This is a genomic window from Staphylococcus simiae (genome assembly GCF_002902085.1).
GTDB lineage: Bacteria > Bacillota > Bacilli > Staphylococcales > Staphylococcaceae > Staphylococcus > Staphylococcus simiae.
Genome location: NZ_PPQR01000074.1, coordinates 1 through 19,270 on the forward strand (window position 1 = coordinate 1; position 19,270 = coordinate 19,270).

Genomic DNA, 19,270 nt, shown 5'->3' on the forward strand with positions numbered 1-19,270 from the left:
AAGAGCCTGCACAGTCTACTTCTCTCTACAACTATAAAAAATAGCTGTGAAAAAATCTATCGTCATAGATTTCCTCACAGCTAATCTTAGTATGTTTTAAATAGCTTTATTTTTATAATTATTTGGTTGATAAGGATAAAATATTAGTTAGCAGATAATTCGCCATAATCATCTGAATCGAAAGTCTCTTTATCCCAGTGTTTAGTTAATCTAGCAGTACCTGTACCAGCTAACATAGAATCGTTAACATTTAATGCTGTTCGACCCATATCAATAATAGGTTCAACAGAAATAAGTACACCGGCTAAAGCAACTGGTAAGTTTAAAGTTGATAATACAAGTATAGAAGCAAAGGTAGCACCGCCACCAACACCTGCAACACCGAATGAACTAATAATGACTACTGCAATTAATGTAACGATGAATTGAAAATCTATATCGACATTTGCTACAGGAGCAACCATGATTGCTAACATAGCAGGGTAGATACCTGCGCAACCATTTTGTCCAATCGATAAACCAAATGTTGCAGAAAAATTGGCAATACCTTCGGGAACGCCTAATCTTTTCGTTTGTGTTTGAACATTTAAAGGTAATGATCCAGCACTTGAACGTGATGTAAACGCAAAGATAAGTACTTCTAAAGTTTTCTTCATATAACGTATAGGATTAATACCTAAAATACTTAAAATTAATAAATGAATTAAATACATTGTAATTAATGCTGCATAAGATGCTAATAAGAATTTACCTAACGTCCAAACAGCAGTAAAATTACTTGTTGCTAACGTATTAGCCATGATTGCAAGTACACCATATGGTGTTAGACGTAAAACAAATGTCACAATAGCCATAATTAATGAATAAACGGCATCGATACCTTTTTTCAATAAAGCACCGTGTTCAGGCTGTTTACGTGCAACTCTAACATATGCAAACCCAACAAATGATGCAAATATAACAACTGCAATTGTTGATGTTGTACGTTGACCTGTAAAGTCTAAGAATGGATTTTTTGGTAATAATTCTAAAATTTGTTGTGGTAATGTGCTTGCTGTTAAATTTTTAGCCTCTTTAGCAATTTCACTACCACGAGAATGCTCTGCACTACCTAAATCTATCGTAGAAGCATCAAGACCAAATATTAAAGCATATAAAATGCCTACAATAGCAGCTATTGCGACAGTACCAATTAAAAACATAAAAATAAAACTGCCGATTTTGGCAAATTTATCCCCAATTTGAATTTTACTGAAGGCTGCGACGATTGATACAAAAATAAGTGGCATAACAATCATTTGTAATAAGGCGACATAACCTTCACCAATAATACTGTACCAATCACTTGTAGTTTCAATTACGTTTGAATTGACACCATATATTAAATGGAGTACGACGCCAAGCAAGATACCAACACCTAATGCAGTAAACACACGTTTAGGGAAGGAAACGTGCTTTCTTGCCATAACATTTAAGACAATAACAAAAATAAGTAAGACAATGACATTAATAACTGTATATAGCGTTCCCATGTTTAACTCTCCTTAAAAAATATTTAATTCCGACATATGTAATAAGGATAGTATCTATTTAATGACTTTTCAAGAGGGGATTTAAAAAGATTCAAAAGAAGCATAAAAAAAGTAAGGCGAATGTTAAACCGCCTTACTGATTAAATATGGAATACTATTAAAGATTAAATAAACGTGCGAAGAAACCTTTTTTCTCTTGGTGCTGTGATTGTTGTTGAGGTTCATTTACCTCATGAGTGTTACTATTATTTGGTGTTTTAGTTACAGCGTCATCATTCGTCGTTGAAGATTCTGTTGTTGTAGCATGTTCTTCAACAAGTTGTTGTTCAGCATGTTGTTGAGCATTGTGATCAACATGATGTTCGCTAGCGTCTGCTGCTGTCATAGCTTCGTCAGAATGTTGAGCTACTGAAGCTTCTGCAATTGCGTCTGATGATGACAGTTGTTCTTCTTTAGAAACTTTTTGACTTTCAGCAGTTTGTGACTGTTCAGTTAGCTGATCGTCTGTCTTAGAATATTGATTATGATTAGATGTATCAACATGATTGATTTTGTGTGTATCTTGAGTCTTAGATTGTTCTTCAAGTGTATGACTTGTTTTAGCTAATTCCTCAGAATGTGTCGCTTGAGCTTCTTTAATTTCATGTTGAGATGTTTGAATAGCTTTCAATGACTCAGTGTTAGAATCAAGTTTAGTGGTAATTTGGTGTTGTAGTTCTTTCAATTCTTGCTGTTGTTGATGGACTTGATTCATCATTTGTCCTAACAATTGACGTTCATCGCGCATTTGTTGAATTTCATTGCGTAAATCTTCAACTAATTGTGCTATATTTTGATTAGTTGGTAATTGTTTATCATCATTTTTAACGATAACTTGTAAGAAATCCTTTTCTTTTTCAAGTTCATCAAATGCTAAATCGTAACTATTTGTTTGTTTTACTTTATCGGCGATATCTCTGAATAGTTCAATATCGTCTTCTTTAAAATCGGTAGCTTCACGACCACGGTATTCTGTCTTGCTTAACTGATAGCCACGTTCTTCTAAGTGTTGCACAATTTTACGGACTTGCTTTTCACTTAGCTCGACGCGTTGGGCAAATTCTTTTGTTAACATAGTTGAAAGTCCTTTCTTGATAAACTATATGTATCATGACGTCTGTCTACGGGCAGTGAAACGTCAGTCTAACCTCAAACCATAGTTTAAACGTTATTGTAGGGGATTTCAAGTTAGACTAAAAAGGTTTACGCAAATCCATCGCTTCTAATATTGGATATATGATATCTCTAGAGATACCATTGGCGAAGACATATTTTAAAATGTAATTTGATTTTATACTTGCACCGTATATATCTTTAGTAAGTTCAATGTTTGTTTTAATAAATAAATCAACTTCTTTAGCCTGATCATCAAATGTATAATTTGGATGAATATAGTCGATATCATTTTGGCGTTTAAATTGATGTTCATATAAAAATTGACGTCGATCTTCAATAACTTGATTTTGAGCTTCTGTTAAATCAAAAGGTTCTTTAGGTACTTCCATCATTAAAAAGTTAATATTTCTTGAATGGACAATATTAGATAACGTATTTAATTCATTTTCAACTTGCGCTAACGTTGCAGTCATTAAGTCATCATGATGTGGTAAATTTTTAGCAATCAAATATATAAGAAATGCTGAATTAGTTGTTGCTTCATAATGTGCTGTTGCCAAACTAATGACATGGTTATCTTCAAGGCCAACAACAAAGACATAATCATTTTCTGTTTTATTATTTTCTAATGATCGCTTGAAAATAGATTTATCTTCAGTTAAAGAAATATCAAGTTTAGAGTCATAGAGCGCCAAAGCTTCGTTATAATGTGGGTCTTTTACCGAGTGGATTGTTTTAAATTGCATCATGTCACCTCCGAAGTTTTTGTTATATTATAGCATATAACGACAATAGATTTTGCTAGTAAGGTTCATAAAAAAGGTTCTCTATTTTTTATTACTGATAAATAAAAAGTGATTAATTTAAAACAAAAATTATTTTAAAGCCAAGACTCCTGAGGTAGGGACCCAACACAGAGAAACTGTGAAACAGTTTCAACAAGCAATGCGAGTTGGGCAAGGGACCCAACATAGAGAAACTGTGAAACAGTTTCAAAGAGCAATGCGAGTTGGGCAAGGGACCCAGCATAGAAAAATATACGGATTACAATTGGTTGCTAACGCAACAATTGCATAAAAGCTACTAAAGATTAAAATCTAAGTTGCTTTAAAGGATTACAGTTATCACTATTCGTGCAACTGCATAGGGACCCAACACAGAAAAATTCTTAGCAAAGAATTTTTACAATAAGTGCAAGTTGGGCAAGAGCTAGTAAAGATTGTAAATCTAACTAGCTCTAAACGTGCGGGTTGGGGTACGAGGCTTGAAAAATTAATTATGGATCAGTCCAATTTGTTAGAGAACCTAAAAAAACTGTAGTCCATGGATGATGAACTACAGTGTGAAATGACGATTATTGTCAATTATGATTTTGGTCCTTTTGATTGTTCTGAATAATGTGTAATGTCTACTTCTTTATATGCTGCGTTATGTTCTTCAACTTCTTTATGAGAAGTTATATCAGCATTGACCACTAATAATATTTTTTTATCTAAAATTTGTTGCTTGTAGTTTGCAATTTCGTCAGGATTGAAGTTATAACGAGTGAGTACTGCACGCTCACCATCTTCACCTGTTAATAGTTTTGAAGTACGATCACTAAATGAACCACTTGTTGCAATTAATGAGATTTCAGAGTCATGTAAATCATTTAAATGTAGTTTATTTTTAGTAATAACAGACATTTCAGATTCAGAATAACCTTGCGCTTTCTTTTCATTAATAGCATTATACAATTCGCCTATGGTGTTTAATACAGTTACCTCTGCCATTATTATCGCCCCTTTGAATAAAATCATTTATTTATATTATTACCCTATATGAATTTAGTAAAACCTTTTCATTAATAGTATTAAAAAAAAGAAAAGCTAATAGTAGAAAAATAGTAAGCTTAAGCTAACAGTTATTGAAAAATGTCACAAAGTCTGCTATTATCGTTAAATAATTTATAAAACTCATATAATCTAAAGAATATGGCTTTAGAAGTTTCTACCATGTTGCCTTGAACGACATGACTATGAGTAACAACACAATATATATAGAAGTAACTTCGGCCATGGTTGATCATAAGTATTTATAATACTTGTGTTATTTGGTGTAAAATGATTGGCAAGAAAATCATTAATCGATACTTCTTTTACATTGATTGTATTACTATTTAGTAATGCACGTTCGTTCACTCATAAACCCTGAAACTATTTTTAGTTTGGGGATTTTTTTGTATTTAAGTTCAAATTAGAGCAAAGTTTTTTAACAATACTAGGAGGTAAAGCGAGTGGAATCATTAGGACTAAAAGTAAAGGAAGATGGCGTTGTCATTGATGAGAAAATTTTAAAAGTAGATGGCTTTTTAAATCATCAAATAGACGCTAAATTAATGAATGACGTTGGTCGAACTTTTTATGAACAATTTAAAGACGCGGGAATTACGAAGATTTTAACGATTGAAGCATCAGGTATAGCACCAGCAATTATGGCAGCATTACATTTTGACGTACCGTGTTTGTTTGCTAAAAAAGCTAAACCTAGTACATTAACGGATGGCTTTTTTGAAACAGATATACATTCATTTACCAAAAATAAAACGAGTACGGTAATTGTGTCAAAAGAGTTTTTAAATGAAAATGATACAGTTTTAATTATCGACGATTTTTTAGCAAATGGTGATGCATCACTTGGATTATATGATATTGCACAACAAGCTAATGCTAAGACTGCGGGTATTGGTATTGTAGTAGAAAAAAGTTTCCAATCAGGGCGACAAAGATTAGAGGATGCAGGATTAATAGTATCTTCGTTATGCAAAGTAGCATCTTTAAAAGGTAATAAAGTGACGCTTGTGGGAGAAGAATAATGAAAAATTTAATCCTAAGTATTCAACATCTATTAGCAATGTATGCCGGAGCTATTTTAGTACCTATTATTGTTGGGACAAGTTTAAAATTTACACCTGATCAAATTGCTTATCTTGTAACGGTCGATATTTTTATGTGTGGTGTAGCTACCTTTTTACAAGCGAATAAAGTGACAGGAACTGGATTGCCTATCGTATTAGGTTGTACTTTCACAGCAGTAGCACCGATGATTTTAATCGGACAAACTAAAGGTTTAGACGTCTTGTATGGTTCCTTATTTTTATCAGGTATTTTAGTTATTATTATTGCACCATTCTTTTCTCATCTAGTGAAATTTTTTCCACCTGTTGTGACTGGGAGTGTAGTTACTATCATAGGTATTAACTTAATGCCTGTTGCAATGAACTACTTAGCTGGTGGACAAGGCGCGAAAAATTATGGTGACGTTAAAAATATTATTTTAGGTGTGACAACTTTAATTATCATTTTAATATTACAACGTTTTACAACAGGTTTTTTAAAAAGTATAGCGATACTTTTAGGATTATTAATTGGTACAATACTTGCCTCGATGTTAGGTATGGTTGACCTAAAACAAGTCGGTTCAGCTCATTGGATAGGCTTCCCGCTACCGTTTAGATTTTCAGGTTTTGGATTTGATATTACATCTACTTTAGTATTTTTTATTGTAGCGATTGTAAGTTTAATCGAATCAACAGGTGTTTATCATGCCTTGAGTGAAATAACAGGTAAAAAGTTAGAACGCAAAGATTTTCGTAAAGGTTATACTGCTGAAGGGCTTGCTATTGTCTTAGGCTCAATATTTAATTCATTTCCTTATACAGCTTATTCTCAAAATGTAGGTTTAGTATCTTTATCAGGTGCTAAAAAGAATAATGTCATATATGGTATGGTCGTTTTACTATTGATATGTGGTTGTATTCCTAAGTTAGGTGCATTAGCCAATATCATTCCCTTGCCTGTATTGGGTGGTGCGATGATTGCAATGTTTGGCATGGTCATGGCATATGGTGTTAGTATATTAGGAAATATTAATTTTAAGAATCAAAACAATTTATTAATTATTGCAGTATCAGTTGGTTTAGGAACAGGGATTAGTGCTGTACCACAAGCATTTAAAGGTTTGGGAGAGCAATTTGCTTGGTTAACACAAAATGGTATCGTCTTAGGTGCAATCTCTGCAATTGTGCTTAATTTCTTTTTTAATGGAATAAAGTATAAACAAACTGAAGAAAATGTGAAATAATAATACTAATTAATTTAAAAAATGGAGGCTGTTTTTAATGTGGGAAAGTAAATTTGCAAAAGAATCATTAACGTTCGATGATGTGTTATTAATTCCAGCACAATCTGATGTATTACCAAAAGATGTGGACTTAAGCGTAGAATTATCAGATAAAGTAAAATTAAATATTCCAGTTATTTCTGCTGGTATGGATACAGTGACAGAATCAAAAATGGCGATTGCTATGGCACGTCAAGGTGGTTTAGGTGTTATCCATAAAAATATGAGCATTGAAGAACAAGCTGATGAAGTACAAAAAGTTAAACGTTCTGAAAATGGAGTTATTTCTAATCCATTTTTCTTAACGCCAGGTGAAAGTGTTTATGAAGCAGAAGCATTGATGGGTAAATACCGTATTTCTGGTGTACCTATTGTAGATAATGAAGAAGATAGAACGTTAGTAGGTATTATTACAAATCGTGATTTACGCTTTATTGAAGACTTCTCAATTAAAATTGATGACGTTATGACTAAAGATAATTTAATAACAGCTCCAATGAATACAACGCTTGAAAGTGCTGAAAAGATTTTACAAGAACATAAAATTGAAAAACTACCATTAACTAAAGATGGTCGTTTAGAAGGTTTAATCACTATTAAAGATATTGAAAAAGTAATTGAATTCCCAAATGCTGCTAAAGATGCACATGGTAGATTACTTGTTGCTGCTGCAATTGGTATATCAAAAGATACAGATATTCGTGCTCAAAAATTAGTAGAAGCAGGTGTCGATGTATTAGTTATTGATACAGCGCATGGACATTCCAAAGGTGTTATTGAACAAGTCAAACATATTAAAAAAACATATCCTGAAATTACGTTAGTAGCAGGTAATGTCGCAACTGCTGAAGCAACGAAAGCACTATATGAAGCGGGTGCTGATATTGTTAAAGTAGGTATTGGTCCTGGTTCAATCTGTACAACTCGTGTTGTTGCAGGTGTAGGTGTACCTCAAATTACTGCTATTTATGACTGTGCTACTGAAGCACGTAAACATGGTAAAGCAATTATTGCTGATGGTGGTATTAAATTCTCAGGTGACATTATTAAAGCATTAGCAGCTGGTGGACATGCTGTTATGTTAGGTAGCTTATTAGCTGGTACTGAAGAAAGTCCGGGTGCTACTGAAATCTTCCAAGGAAGACAATATAAAGTATATCGTGGTATGGGTTCACTAGGTGCAATGGAAAAAGGGTCTAACGATCGTTATTTCCAAGAAGATAAGACACCTAAGAAATTTGTGCCAGAAGGTATTGAAGGACGTACAGCGTATAAAGGTCCATTACAAGATACAATTTACCAATTAATGGGCGGTGTCAGATCTGGTATGGGTTATACTGGTTCACACAACTTATTACAATTACGTGAAGAAGCACAATTTACACGTATGGGACCAGCTGGTTTGGCTGAAAGTCACCCACATAACATTCAAATTACAAAAGAATCACCTAATTACTCATTCTAATTTAAGATAAAGGAGAACGACAATAATGGAAATGGCAAAAGAACAAGAATTAATCCTTGTCTTAGACTTTGGTAGCCAATATAATCAATTGATTACACGTCGTATTCGTGAAATGGGCGTGTATAGTGAATTACACGATCATGAAATGTCGATAGAAGAAATTAAAAGAATGAATCCTAAAGGAATCATTCTTTCTGGCGGACCTAACTCTGTATATGAAGAAGGCTCATTTACTATTGATCCTGAAATTTATAATTTAGGTATCCCAGTACTTGGTATTTGTTATGGTATGCAACTTACTACTAAATTATTAGGTGGTAAAGTTGAACGTGCTAATGAAAGAGAATATGGTAAGGCAACGATTAATGCTAAATCAGATGAACTATTTGCAGGACTACCATCTGAACAAACAGTTTGGATGAGTCACTCAGATAAAGTCATTGAAATTCCAGAAGGTTTTGAAGTGATTGCTGATAGTCCAAGTACAGACTATGCCGCAATTGAGGATAAAAAACGTCGTATTTATGGTGTTCAATTCCATCCAGAAGTAAGACATACTGAATATGGAAATGACTTATTAAATAACTTCGTTCGTCGAGTATGTAATTGTACAGGCGAATGGACGATGGAAAACTTTATTGACATTGAAATTGAAAAAATTCGTCAACGCGTTGGTGATCGTCGTGTGCTATGTGCGATGAGTGGTGGTGTTGATTCATCAGTTGTAGCTGTACTATTACATAAAGCTATTGGTGATCAGTTGACATGTATCTTTGTTGATCATGGGCTATTACGTAAAGGTGAAGGCGACATGGTTATGGAACAATTTGGTGAAGGTTTCAATATGAATATCATTCGTGTCAATGCCCAAGAACGCTTTATGAATAAATTACAAGGTGTTTCTGATCCAGAACAAAAACGTAAAATTATAGGTAATGAATTTGTCTATGTCTTCGATGATGAAGCTTCAAAACTAAAAGGTGTAGACTTCCTAGCACAAGGAACACTATACACAGATGTGATTGAATCAGGTACTAAAACTGCTCAAACTATCAAATCACATCATAATGTTGGCGGTTTACCTGAAGATATGGAATTTGAATTGATCGAACCAATTAATACATTATTTAAAGATGAAGTTCGTGCCTTAGGTATTGAATTAGGCATCCCTGAGCATTTAGTGTGGAGACAACCATTCCCTGGTCCAGGTTTAGGTATTCGTGTACTAGGTGAAATCACTGAAGATAAATTAGAAATTGTGAGAGAATCAGATGCAATTCTAAGACAAGTTATTCGTGAAGAAGGTCTTGAAAGAGATATTTGGCAATATTTTACAGTACTACCTAATATCCAATCAGTGGGTGTTATGGGAGACTACCGTACGTATGATCATACTGTAGGTATCCGTGCAGTCACATCCATTGATGGTATGACTAGTGACTTCGCTAGAATCGATTGGGAAGTCTTACAAAAAATTTCAAGTCGAATTGTTAATGAAGTTGATCATGTTAACCGCGTCGTCTATGATATTACCTCTAAGCCACCAAGTACGATTGAGTGGGAATAATATATTAGCATAATAAAAGAGTTAGAAACGTTGCTATAACGTACTTTCTAGCTCTTTTTGTTTTGTCTTGAATACGTTTTGAATACGTTCCGTCTAAAAATTGATATAGTTAGCGAATTTATCAGCAACTTTATCACGTTGTTTTTCGGTAACATGTGCGTATATATCCATTGTGGTTTTAATATCGCCATGCCCCAATCTATCTTGTACTTCTTGTATAGTTAGACCAGCTTCAAATAAAAGTGAGCAATGAACATGACGAAAACCATGTACCTTAATACGTTTAAAGTTGTTGTCGTTACAAATATCATTTAATACTTTATTAACGTGTTCAGGATATAAAATTTTATTCGTAGTAATATCAGTAAATACATTCTGTTTCTTATCCATCGTATTGTGACCAAATTTTAATGATTCAATACGTTGTTGAGTTTTCCAGTGTTTTAATACGTCTAACGTTTTATCATCAATACTAATTGTTCTTAATGATGATTTAGTTTTCGGTGCTTGAATAACGAGCTTATAGTCTTTACCTCTAGCACATGTTTTATTGATAGATATAGTTTTCTTGTCAAAGTCGATATCTTGCCAAGTTAAAGCCATCAATTCGCCACGTCTAAAGCCCGTAAACGCCAAAGTTCTAAATATGGCATGATACATCGGTTTATCCTCTACAAAGCCTAAGAACGTCTGTAATTCGTCACTAGAGTAATATATGAGTGTATCATCTTGAGTAACTTCATTTTTACGTGGTTGTTTCGTGTGTTTGAATGGATTATCTGCAATGATTTTTAAATTCACAGCATATTCAAGTACATTAGATGCGTAAATTCTAATAGCCTTCATATCTTTATACTTCTTATTCCATTTATTAATAACTTTTTGACAATAAGGTATAGTAATTTTCTTAACTGGAATATCTTTAAAGTGTTCTAATATAGCAGTATCAAATAGTGTAAGTACACGCTGATAAGTGCTTTCTCTTACAGTATTTTGATATTGTTCTAACCACAGTGTATAAACCTCTTTAAAAGTTGTAATCTCGTTATTCAGAAATCCATTTTGTTGAATTTCTGTTTGTAACTTAGCTTCTGCAATTTTTGCTTCTCTTTCAGTCTTAAAGCCACGTCTAGTAGTACGCTTCTGTTTACCAGTAACAGGATCAGTACCTAAATATGCCACAAACATAAAAGCATGAGTACCGTCTTTTTTCTTATATTTCTTAATCATTTAAATCAATCCTTTCCTCTTTGCCCGCATGCGTGAGACTGGATTGACACACCAATAAGGGATGGCTACCTAATGGCGTGGTGATTAATCTTCTTCATTTACTGAATCTGGTAATGTTTTCATATGAGAAAGTAATTCTTTAGTTTTCTCGTGACCTATACGTTGGCTTTCTTCCATGAATGTAAGAACTTCTCTCGGAGTAGCACCAAAATAATCTTCATCTAATAATAAAGAATCTATTTTGTCTAGGGTTTTATTAATTTCTTGCCTATTTTTGGAGTAATGATTAAGAATTTTATTTTCTGAAATAATATCTTTAATAAACCATTGTGTAGTTGATTTGAGTTCTGGATATTTGGAATTTATTAAATTTTCATTATTAATAATCCACATACATAAATTTAATGATGTATTAATAGATAAATGCGTATAGTGAAAATCTGGTTCATTAAACAATTTTTTAATTAAAAATAGAGCATCTTCATCGTTTTCTAAGGGATAGTCCCTTTGATCAGTATATTTCGTTAAATATTCTATAGAGACATTAAAAAAATTTGCTATCTCCTGCAATAATCCTAGTTGAGGACTTCTTTTACCAGTTTCATATTGACTTAATGTATTATCACGCACATTTAATTCTTCAGAGAGTTTTTTAAGAGTTAGACCTTTTTCTTTGCGCAATTCTGCAATCCTATTTTCCATGATTTACCTCCTTTGATTAACAATTATATCTGAAAATCGGTAATATTTCTATGTTAAATTCACAAAATGAGAATAAACTATTGACACTCACAAAATGTGAGTATTATAATATTCACATAACGTGAGTGAGGAGGTGCGAGGAATGTTTGAAATAGATAAATTTTTAGCAATTAAATTAAGAGAGATAAGAGCTAGAAAAAATATTACATTGCAAAAGGCGTCTATAGAGATAGGAATTTCAAGTAAAACTTTATCTCTTTTAGAAAATGATCAGTTAAAAAGAATTAAAAAAACAACTTATAAAAAAATAACTGATTGGATAATGAGGGAGGGAGTAGGAAATGAATCAATTACTAAGCAATGAGGCCAGCCAACAACTTGTGAATGACATTGTAAATCTTGCTGAAAAGTTAGCAATAGAAAAGGCTAGAAAGTCACAGAAACGTTGGTTAAGACAAAATGAGGTTATGAAAGAGTATCGATGTACACATGCAGATATCACTAATTGGGAAATTGCAGGACTTCGGAAACGTAGACAAGGTAAGTCATGGTATTACGATCGAAAGGATATTGACGAAGTATTAGAAACATTTAAACAATAAACGCCCGCATGCGTGAGTAGCAATACAATTTTCAATCGTAAAGAATGTCAAATTTTTTAAGAAATGTACGATATGCAATCGATGAATTATTCAGTTCGTCAATTAAAGTAAATTCATAAGGAAGTGAGACAAATGAAACTATATATTCTAATTTCAACATTAGCAACTGCTATTGGCACTTTATATGCAATAAACATAGACTTTATACATGGTTTAGCAATCACTTTGTTAATTCAAGTGTTTAGTGTACCAGTAATAGAACGATACGAATACAAGGGAGATGAATAAGATGGAACAAGAGCAATTAAAAGTTATCCGAGAAATATATGACATATTAGAAAGTGCAATCAATGATAAGCGTGTTGAGTATGTTCATAAGGTAAATGATGGAAAAGAAGAATGGCAAGAAACAATTAATCGTGAAGATCAATTACAGTTTGTGTGCGAAGTAATTTTGCAACAAATAGAAAATAACTTTGAATGGGAGAATGAAAATGAATTTTGAAATGAAGAATCTAATAAGCGAATTTGAAGTGCTGAAGAGTAAACTGGATGACGTTATAACAACGCATGTATGGCATGGCGACGATATGTATACAAAAGATGAATTAAAAACTAAAGATGAAATGATGTTATACGCAATTGGTTACACGCAAAATAGAATACAACATCAACAAACAGCAGATTTGTTACAAATGTATATTAATAAGTTTAATGAATTAATTGAAGAATTTAAAAGTATAGAAAAAGCGTCTAGTGAGAACTTTGGCGAGGAATCACTAAACGCATAGCATTTAATTATTAAATAAATAACAGAGTAATTAAGAAATTACACATATTTATTATAACATCTTTGATCTGTTATTTGAATAACTGGAGGAATTTAATGGCAATCAAAGAAAAAGACAAGATAATTGAAGTTAATGCGCTAGAAATACCCGACGAATTAATTGAATTGCCTAAATGGGTATTATGGCGTGCTGAATGGGTTGAGAAACAACAACAATACAGCAAAGTACCTTATAGCTATGCTGAATATAAAGCAAGCTCTACAAATAGTGATACATGGACTATTTTTGATGCTATCAATGCTTTATATGAACAAAATGAAAAGTATGATGGTATCGGTTTTATGTTAAGTAATGATGATAATTATATCGTGTTAGATATTGATAATGCGATTGATGAGAACGGTCAAATTACATCAGATTTAGCATTGGATATGATTAAAATAACATATTGTGAAAAGTCGCCAAGTGGCACTGGATTACACTGTTTTTTTAAAGGTGTACTACCTACTAACAGAAAGAAAAAACGTAGTGATTTAGATATTGAATTATATGATCATGCTAGATTTATGACTGTTACAGGTGAGTCGATAGGGCAAAGTGAAATAAATGACGACCAAGATATATTAAATAATTTAGTTGATCGCTATTTTAAACAAGATGAACCAATACAAACTACTATCACATATCACTCTAATAATAATAGTAATCTTTCTGATGAAGATGTTATCAACATTATGTTGAAGTCTAAACAAAAAGACAAAATTAGTGATTTGTTAAAAGGAAATTATGAACCATATTTTGATAGTCCTAGTGAGGGTGTTCAAAGTTTATTACACTATTTAGCTTTTTATACATGTAAAGATAAAGCTCAAATGGAGCGCATATTTATAGGTTACAACAATTTAACTGATAAATGGGATGATAAGCGAGGTAATACCACATGGGGGCAACTAGAGCTAGATAAGGCTGTAAATAACCAAAAAGAAGTTTATAGCAAGCCCAATAATAAAACTAACACTAATAGAATACAAAAAGGGTCATGGTGGTTTTATCCTAACGGCAATACAAACAAAAAACCTAAATTTAATCATGTTATTATGGCTGATTTTATTTGTCAGGAATATCACATAGTTAGATACCCAGATGCTGACGGTGATATTTATATTTACAATGCTCAAACAGGTATTTATGAATTAGATAAAACAGGGCGTAAATTACGTAAAATCATTAGGAGTTTAGACACTTTAAAAGATAATTCTGTGAAAGAAGTTAGGAATTACATTGTTGATATGTGTGATGTAAGAAGTGAAGTAAATAATCAATATGTGGCTGTTAAAAATGGATTGGTGCATTATGAGACAAAAGCATTTATAACGTTCACACCAGATATATTTGTTATTAATAAACTGCCAACTGCATATAATCCCAATGCTTATGATGAATTTGTAGATATAACAATAAAAAAAGTTTCGTGTAATCATGAGGCAACTATATTAAACATATGTGAGATGTTTGCCCAAGTATTATATCCAAGAATATTAATAGATCAAATCATATATTTATTGGGTACAGTTGCTGATAATGGCAAATCTACCGTTCAACACATGATAAAAGCCACATTTGATAGTGGTAATCAAATATCATCAGTAAGCCCCCAAAGATTAGCAAATAACCATTTTGCAGGCTCAAGTATCTACGGGAAAATGGCTAACATTGTTGATGATCTACCCAATGTTGAAATTGAAGATGCTGGAAATATCAAAACTGCTATCACAGGTGGATATTTAGAGATTGAACAAAAAGGTAAAGCGAGCCATTCAGTACGTATGCAAACGCCATTTATCATTGCTAGTAATCATTATCCTAAGTTTAAAGAAAGTGGTGAACAAATTAATAAGCGATTGCATATTATACCGTTCAACTACAGCTTTAAAGATGATGATGAACGGTTAAGCGTTACTGAAAGCACTAACAAAATATATAGTGAAAGTGCCAAAGAGTACGTTTTAAAGCTAGCTATTGATACATTGGCTGATATGTTACAGCGTGATGGCTCATATATCACACCTAATGAACGATCCGATAGAAGTTCTGAGTTGTTTTCGGATAATAACAATCCTCTAAGTGAATATCTTGAAAATAGAAATATAGATTTCTTCTTAAATAATCCCGGTGCGGAAACCTACAAAGATTATAAAACATGGTGTCATAGCAATTATGTTAGAAATCCAGTAGAAAAGAATGATTTCATCACACTTTTAGAAAATCAATTTAGTATTCAATGGAAACATTCAATTAGATTTAATATAAATGGAAAAGATGTTGTGAGACCGGGATTTAATAAAAAATAAATTTGTAGCTATGTAGCTATGTAGCTATAAAAGCTACAAACTGGCTACATCGATAAGCCTTATTATATCAATGGTTTTGGGTGTTTTTGTAGCTGTAGCTCTATTTTAAAGAGATAGAAAATATTTTAATAATAAATAGTGTAAAAAAATATATACGTGAGTATAAAAAATTTGGCTACAGCTACATTATCATTTCTAATCGTTGATGTGACTGGGTTTAAGTAGGTAGCTGGAATGTAGCTGTGTAGCTACTAAAAGCTACTTTATATAAATGGAGGTAACGCATGGATAAAGAACAGATAAAAAGTAATATTCTTGAGCTGATAGATGAAAAAGTTGAAGTACCACCATATGAACTTGAGCCACTATTTAATAAAGCAGGTGTGCCATTTAATGGTAAAAGAAGTATGACTACTGATACAGATAAGAAAAGGGTCGTTTTTTATCATTGCTCAACTGAATTTGGGGAGATTATTCAAGAATTATGTAAAGACAATAAGATAAAGATAGTAACTACACAGAATTGTCTTACGAGATATCTTATAGATGGAAAAGTGCCACCACTGCCATTATCTATAGGAGATAAAGCAAATGTGCCGTCATGGTTACCAGTTGTATTCAAAATTAAAGAAAAGGATGATGAATAAATGAATGTTGAGATTATCGCAAATCAATTTGAAACAAGAGCAGGTACTTTATTAAGATATTATACGGGCTTATTAGAAAGTAGCAGAGAAACGCCGTTTGGTTTCAAAATATATAATGATCCGTTTGATATGGTGTATGTGGTTATGAATGGTAATTTATACGGTCACATTTACATTCAAGATTGTAATGTGAGAAAAGCGTTTGAATTAGCATCACCTAAGCACACTGAGGGACTTATAAGAAGTATTGAGGGCTATTATGTAGGTTATGAATTACATGATGATAAAACACTCTCTATAAGCGATATGATGGCTGATAATCTATTTAATGATGAGTATTTGATGTATGGATTACAAACATATGCAGAATCAAATAATAGTGATGTGTTTGATTATTTGGAGAAAGGCTTTGACTCAGATACAGTTGAGGGCATTCAAAGTGTTAATGCTGATGTAGTGGGTAGCATTGAAATGTTGTATCAGTTAGCAACAGGAATAAATGAACCAGCACGTGAGTTAGTTAAGGGATTAAAGTTAGTTACTGAGTTTGTACAAAATGAACATGCTACACGAGACGATTACAAAGCGTTAGAGAGCAAGTTAAGTGAGTTGAAAGAATCATACTACAGTTTGAGTAAGTAGTGTTATAAGGGGTCACATTTAGCGTGTGGCTCCTATATAAAATACCAAAGGTAAATGAACTAAAAAGGGCGAGGTAAGTGAATTTAAAATAGGAAAGGTTTAGGAAAGGTGAACGAAAAATTGGAAGGTTTCCGGAAGGTATGAAGAAAAATAAAACTAATAAAAGCTAAGTATCTACATTTTCATTAGGGGGAGAAATCACAGGTATAATAGAACGTTTGTTCTTAAATGGTGATGTATGAATTTCTGTGATGAAACCTTGATATAATTACTTTATAAACGTTTTTATTGAATGATAAGTAAAAGATAAAATGAATAAAAAAGAGAACAAATGTTTGCTTTTGAGGTGTAAATTTAGTATAATTAAGTTAGTAAAAATTCTCTATTTCATTTAAAAAATTACTCCTTTTTACGTTTTTTATTACATGGTGACGTCCAGCAAAAAAATGGAGGTTTTAACCGTGAATGTAATTGAAAAAGAAAAAATAATGGTACCAACAGAATATCTAAGAGTTTATGATACTATTCAAAACTCAAAAGAAAAGTATGTAACTAAGTCCAAGATACTTAACTTATTGGGATATGAATATAACTCATCTAATGAAAGATGGTTAAGAAACACAATCAGTAAATTGATTGATGATTACGGTTATCCAATCGGTTGTAGCTATAAGAAACATGAACGTGGCTATTACATCATTACTACAGAACAAGAAAAGCAACAAGCTATGCAAAATATAAAGAAATTAGCAGATGGCAGTATGAAACGCTACGAGGCTTTAAAACGAATTGAAATATAAAACTATGGAAGAGGTATATTAATATGACTGAAACAACATATCAAGATCCAACACAAAAAACATGGAATGTATTATTTGAAGATAGTAAATATAAATCACTTTTAAATAAAGTAGATGAATTGTTAGAAGAAACACAGTTGTTATATTTCAGAAAGTACAGAGTTGATTATATTGACGAGACACAAAAACCTAAAGTAGAGGCATTAGAGCAAGAATTTAGAGCGTATGCGACTAATCGTTTAGCTGATATTGAAACACGTGTTGAACAATTTGAAAAGAATGCTGAAACTACTAAGGTTGATAATCCAGAGGCTGAATTACTAAGAAGACAAGATTTTGAGGCTAGAATTTCATTCTATAATGACCAAGAAATCATGGATTACATTAATAATGCAGATGTGCAAAATATGAGTGTATATGAGTTAAATATATTAAAAGATGCTTATGATAAAAAGTTAAGCGAAGATCAACAGAATAAAGTTGCGTATGCAATGGAAAACTTAAAACAAGGTGTACTTTATCCATATACTACTGATGAAGAATACAACAACCTAACATTTGCTTATAATGTGATTGACCAAACGGGCATGGCAAATAGTGGTGTGGTTATCACTCCAGATAATGAATATGGTGGCGTCATCATTAAAACTTTATCAGAACGATATAATGATGCATTAACTCAAGCTAAGAATAAACAAGATAGTGCAAGACAACAAGCTGAATTTAATAAACAATACGTTTATAAAAAGTAAATAAAATTAACGCCTATCCTTAATTGGGTAGGCTCATTCTATATTATTGGGGGTATTGTGTTGCAAAAGAATGTTATTGATAGAAAAGCATATCAACAATCAAAAGTATCTGAATATGAGCTATTAACAAAATATAATCCAAAGTATATTAACTCAAAAATTAAGACAGCACAAACACATATAGCTGAGATGTATCATATGAATACCTCAATAACTACATGTGATGATATTTTAGGCGTTGTCTCAATATCATATCCAGTAGATAAATTAGTGATATGGATTACTGACACAAAGAACAATTTACAACGTTTTAAAGATGATTCAACAATTAATCTAGATAATCTAAAGCAAGTGTTAACTACATATACGCAAGATGAACAACAACAAGTAGTGAGATACATGCAATCACATGGACGTATTAAACCACATGAGCTTATTGAACGATTACAGGTAGATTTATATAACATTAATCACAATAAGCCTTTGACGCAAGCTGATAAGCCTCAATATGCAATGGTGGTGTAGTACATGTTTGTTGGAGATAAAGAAACACTTAAAACATTCATACTTAACTATCATACACATGTGACTGATGATGATAAGGATATACAAGCTGATGATTTCTTTGCGTTAAATAACAATGAAGAAGAATACTCATATCAAACTATTCATGCTGATGAACATATATTTATGAATGATTTAGATATGTTAGTTGATCGCATTGCAGACTTTAGAGAATACAACATTTTTATGTTGCTATGTCATGGACGTACATATGAAGATATAGCTCAAATATTAGAAATCACTAAAGCAAGAGTACAACAGCTATTTGATGAATTACTAGATAAAATTATGACACAAGGAGCGTGAACA

The 19,270-nt window shown here is 32.3% G+C and carries 22 protein-coding genes and 1 riboswitch; of the genes, 16 read left to right on the top strand and 6 right to left on the bottom strand.

Going from position 1 to position 19,270, the window contains the following annotated elements:
- Positions 1 to 143: 143 nt before the first annotated feature.
- The 4 genes from CD113_RS09125 to CD113_RS09140 all read right to left on the bottom strand — a co-directional run bounded on the left by CD113_RS09125 (position 144) and on the right by CD113_RS09140 (position 4,459).
- A complete protein-coding gene (locus CD113_RS09125) occupies positions 144 to 1,532 on the bottom strand; it encodes an L-cystine transporter (RefSeq protein WP_002462015.1) in 1,389 nt (462 codons plus the stop codon).
- Positions 1,533 to 1,689: 157 nt separating this feature from the next.
- Positions 1,690 to 2,646 (bottom strand): hypothetical protein, encoded by a 957-nt coding sequence (locus CD113_RS09130; RefSeq protein WP_002462014.1) that lies wholly within the window; start codon positions 2,644 to 2,646, stop codon positions 1,690 to 1,692.
- 118 nt (positions 2,647 to 2,764) lie between these two features.
- Positions 2,765 to 3,433, bottom strand: a complete 669-nt coding sequence (locus tag CD113_RS09135) for a hypothetical protein (protein WP_002462012.1) — start codon at positions 3,431 to 3,433, stop codon at positions 2,765 to 2,767.
- 618 nt (positions 3,434 to 4,051) lie between these two features.
- Entirely contained in the window at positions 4,052 to 4,459 is a 408-nt protein-coding gene (locus CD113_RS09140; protein WP_095092564.1) for a general stress protein, read from the bottom strand.
- A gap of 163 nt (positions 4,460 to 4,622) precedes the next feature.
- A riboswitch (purine riboswitch) is annotated at positions 4,623 to 4,725 on the top strand.
- A 237-nt stretch (positions 4,726 to 4,962) separates the two neighbouring features.
- Between CD113_RS09140 and xpt the strand changes: the two genes are divergently transcribed.
- The 4 genes from xpt to guaA are packed head-to-tail and all read left to right on the top strand — an operon-like array spanning position 4,963 to position 9,880.
- Complete coding sequence (gene xpt, locus CD113_RS09145) at positions 4,963 to 5,541, top strand: xanthine phosphoribosyltransferase (RefSeq protein WP_002462008.1); 579 nt, start codon at positions 4,963 to 4,965, stop codon at positions 5,539 to 5,541.
- The gene (gene pbuX, locus CD113_RS09150; protein WP_002462006.1) at positions 5,541 to 6,809 is read left to right on the top strand and encodes a xanthine permease PbuX; all 1,269 of its coding nucleotides are present in this window, start codon (positions 5,541 to 5,543) and stop codon (positions 6,807 to 6,809) included. The genes xpt and pbuX overlap by 1 nt, the downstream gene beginning before the upstream one ends.
- 37 nt (positions 6,810 to 6,846) lie before the next feature.
- Entirely contained in the window at positions 6,847 to 8,313 is a 1,467-nt protein-coding gene (gene guaB / locus CD113_RS09155; protein ID WP_002462005.1) for an IMP dehydrogenase, read from the top strand.
- Between the two features lie 25 nt (positions 8,314 to 8,338).
- Positions 8,339 to 9,880, top strand: coding sequence for a glutamine-hydrolyzing GMP synthase (guaA, locus tag CD113_RS09160; RefSeq protein ID WP_002462003.1), 1,542 nt, complete (start codon positions 8,339 to 8,341; stop codon positions 9,878 to 9,880).
- Between the two features lie 93 nt (positions 9,881 to 9,973).
- On the opposite strand, the gene CD113_RS09165 is transcribed toward guaA, so the two are convergent.
- Together CD113_RS09165 and CD113_RS09170 are read right to left on the bottom strand one after the other, a co-directional pair.
- Positions 9,974 to 11,110, bottom strand: coding sequence for a site-specific integrase (locus CD113_RS09165; RefSeq protein ID WP_002462002.1), 1,137 nt, complete (start codon positions 11,108 to 11,110; stop codon positions 9,974 to 9,976).
- A gap of 84 nt (positions 11,111 to 11,194) precedes the next feature.
- Positions 11,195 to 11,812 carry a helix-turn-helix domain-containing protein gene (locus tag CD113_RS09170; protein ID WP_002462001.1) on the bottom strand — a complete coding sequence of 206 codons (618 nt, stop codon included), beginning with the start codon at positions 11,810 to 11,812 and terminating at the stop codon, positions 11,195 to 11,197.
- Between the two features lie 142 nt (positions 11,813 to 11,954).
- On the opposite strand from CD113_RS09170, the gene CD113_RS09175 reads away from it, so the two are divergent.
- The 12 genes from CD113_RS09175 (at position 11,955) to CD113_RS09225 (ending at position 19,267) form a co-directional block, all read left to right on the top strand.
- Positions 11,955 to 12,176, top strand: coding sequence for a helix-turn-helix domain-containing protein (locus CD113_RS09175; RefSeq protein ID WP_002461999.1), 222 nt, complete (start codon positions 11,955 to 11,957; stop codon positions 12,174 to 12,176).
- Complete coding sequence (locus tag CD113_RS09180; protein ID WP_002461998.1) at positions 12,154 to 12,414, top strand: hypothetical protein; 261 nt, start codon at positions 12,154 to 12,156, stop codon at positions 12,412 to 12,414. The genes CD113_RS09175 and CD113_RS09180 overlap by 23 nt, the downstream gene beginning before the upstream one ends.
- Before the next feature lie 132 nt (positions 12,415 to 12,546).
- Complete coding sequence (locus CD113_RS12740) at positions 12,547 to 12,702, top strand: hypothetical protein (RefSeq protein ID WP_002461996.1); 156 nt, start codon at positions 12,547 to 12,549, stop codon at positions 12,700 to 12,702.
- A 1-nt stretch (position 12,703) separates the two neighbouring features.
- A complete protein-coding gene (locus tag CD113_RS09185; protein ID WP_002461994.1) occupies positions 12,704 to 12,919 on the top strand; it encodes a TscA family type II toxin-antitoxin system antitoxin in 216 nt (71 codons plus the stop codon).
- Positions 12,909 to 13,205, top strand: a complete 297-nt coding sequence (gene tscT / locus CD113_RS09190) for a type II toxin-antitoxin system toxin TscT (RefSeq protein ID WP_002461993.1) — start codon at positions 12,909 to 12,911, stop codon at positions 13,203 to 13,205. Before CD113_RS09185 ends, tscT begins: the two co-directional genes overlap by 11 nt.
- 95 nt (positions 13,206 to 13,300) lie before the next feature.
- A complete protein-coding gene (locus tag CD113_RS09195) occupies positions 13,301 to 15,556 on the top strand; it encodes a phage/plasmid primase, P4 family (protein WP_002461992.1) in 2,256 nt (751 codons plus the stop codon).
- A 284-nt stretch (positions 15,557 to 15,840) separates the two neighbouring features.
- Positions 15,841 to 16,203, top strand: a complete 363-nt coding sequence (locus CD113_RS09200; RefSeq protein ID WP_002461991.1) for a hypothetical protein — start codon at positions 15,841 to 15,843, stop codon at positions 16,201 to 16,203.
- Entirely contained in the window at positions 16,204 to 16,845 is a 642-nt protein-coding gene (locus tag CD113_RS09205; RefSeq protein ID WP_002461990.1) for a hypothetical protein, read from the top strand. It abuts the gene before it with no gap.
- A 488-nt stretch (positions 16,846 to 17,333) separates the two neighbouring features.
- Positions 17,334 to 17,645: a pathogenicity island protein gene (locus tag CD113_RS09210; protein ID WP_407070856.1), complete on the top strand. Its 312-nt coding sequence runs from the start codon at positions 17,334 to 17,336 to the stop codon at positions 17,643 to 17,645.
- Between the two features lie 23 nt (positions 17,646 to 17,668).
- Entirely contained in the window at positions 17,669 to 18,397 is a 729-nt protein-coding gene (locus CD113_RS09215; RefSeq protein WP_002461987.1) for a hypothetical protein, read from the top strand.
- Between the two features lie 57 nt (positions 18,398 to 18,454).
- Positions 18,455 to 18,922, top strand: coding sequence for a pathogenicity island protein (locus CD113_RS09220; RefSeq protein WP_407070855.1), 468 nt, complete (start codon positions 18,455 to 18,457; stop codon positions 18,920 to 18,922).
- A gap of 3 nt (positions 18,923 to 18,925) precedes the next feature.
- A complete protein-coding gene (locus CD113_RS09225) occupies positions 18,926 to 19,267 on the top strand; it encodes a hypothetical protein (RefSeq protein WP_002461984.1) in 342 nt (113 codons plus the stop codon).
- The last annotated feature ends 3 nt before the right edge of the window (positions 19,268 to 19,270 follow it).

Bases quoted from the DNA above. Each gene is read 5' to 3' on its own strand.
- CD113_RS09125 (WP_002462015.1), bottom strand. From the start codon at position 1,532: ATGGGAACGCTATATACAGTTATTAATGTCATTGTCTTACTTATTTTT.
- CD113_RS09130 (WP_002462014.1), bottom strand. From the start codon at position 2,646: ATGTTAACAAAAGAATTTGCCCAACGCGTCGAGCTAAGTGAAAAGCAA.
- CD113_RS09135 (WP_002462012.1), bottom strand. From the start codon at position 3,433: ATGCAATTTAAAACAATCCACTCGGTAAAAGACCCACATTATAACGAA.
- CD113_RS09140 (WP_095092564.1), bottom strand. From the start codon at position 4,459: ATGGCAGAGGTAACTGTATTAAACACCATAGGCGAATTGTATAATGCT.
- pbuX (WP_002462006.1), top strand. From the start codon at position 5,541: ATGAAAAATTTAATCCTAAGTATTCAACATCTATTAGCAATGTATGCC.
- guaB (WP_002462005.1), top strand. From the start codon at position 6,847: ATGTGGGAAAGTAAATTTGCAAAAGAATCATTAACGTTCGATGATGTG.
- guaA (WP_002462003.1), top strand. From the start codon at position 8,339: ATGGAAATGGCAAAAGAACAAGAATTAATCCTTGTCTTAGACTTTGGT.
- CD113_RS09165 (WP_002462002.1), bottom strand. From the start codon at position 11,110: ATGATTAAGAAATATAAGAAAAAAGACGGTACTCATGCTTTTATGTTT.
- CD113_RS09170 (WP_002462001.1), bottom strand. From the start codon at position 11,812: ATGGAAAATAGGATTGCAGAATTGCGCAAAGAAAAAGGTCTAACTCTT.
- CD113_RS09175 (WP_002461999.1), top strand. From the start codon at position 11,955: ATGTTTGAAATAGATAAATTTTTAGCAATTAAATTAAGAGAGATAAGA.
- CD113_RS09180 (WP_002461998.1), top strand. From the start codon at position 12,154: ATGAATCAATTACTAAGCAATGAGGCCAGCCAACAACTTGTGAATGAC.
- CD113_RS12740 (WP_002461996.1), top strand. From the start codon at position 12,547: ATGAAACTATATATTCTAATTTCAACATTAGCAACTGCTATTGGCACT.
- CD113_RS09185 (WP_002461994.1), top strand. From the start codon at position 12,704: ATGGAACAAGAGCAATTAAAAGTTATCCGAGAAATATATGACATATTA.
- tscT (WP_002461993.1), top strand. From the start codon at position 12,909: ATGAATTTTGAAATGAAGAATCTAATAAGCGAATTTGAAGTGCTGAAG.
- CD113_RS09195 (WP_002461992.1), top strand. From the start codon at position 13,301: ATGGCAATCAAAGAAAAAGACAAGATAATTGAAGTTAATGCGCTAGAA.
- CD113_RS09200 (WP_002461991.1), top strand. From the start codon at position 15,841: ATGGATAAAGAACAGATAAAAAGTAATATTCTTGAGCTGATAGATGAA.
- CD113_RS09205 (WP_002461990.1), top strand. From the start codon at position 16,204: ATGAATGTTGAGATTATCGCAAATCAATTTGAAACAAGAGCAGGTACT.
- CD113_RS09210 (WP_407070856.1), top strand. From the start codon at position 17,334: ATGGTACCAACAGAATATCTAAGAGTTTATGATACTATTCAAAACTCA.
- CD113_RS09215 (WP_002461987.1), top strand. From the start codon at position 17,669: ATGACTGAAACAACATATCAAGATCCAACACAAAAAACATGGAATGTA.
- CD113_RS09225 (WP_002461984.1), top strand. From the start codon at position 18,926: ATGTTTGTTGGAGATAAAGAAACACTTAAAACATTCATACTTAACTAT.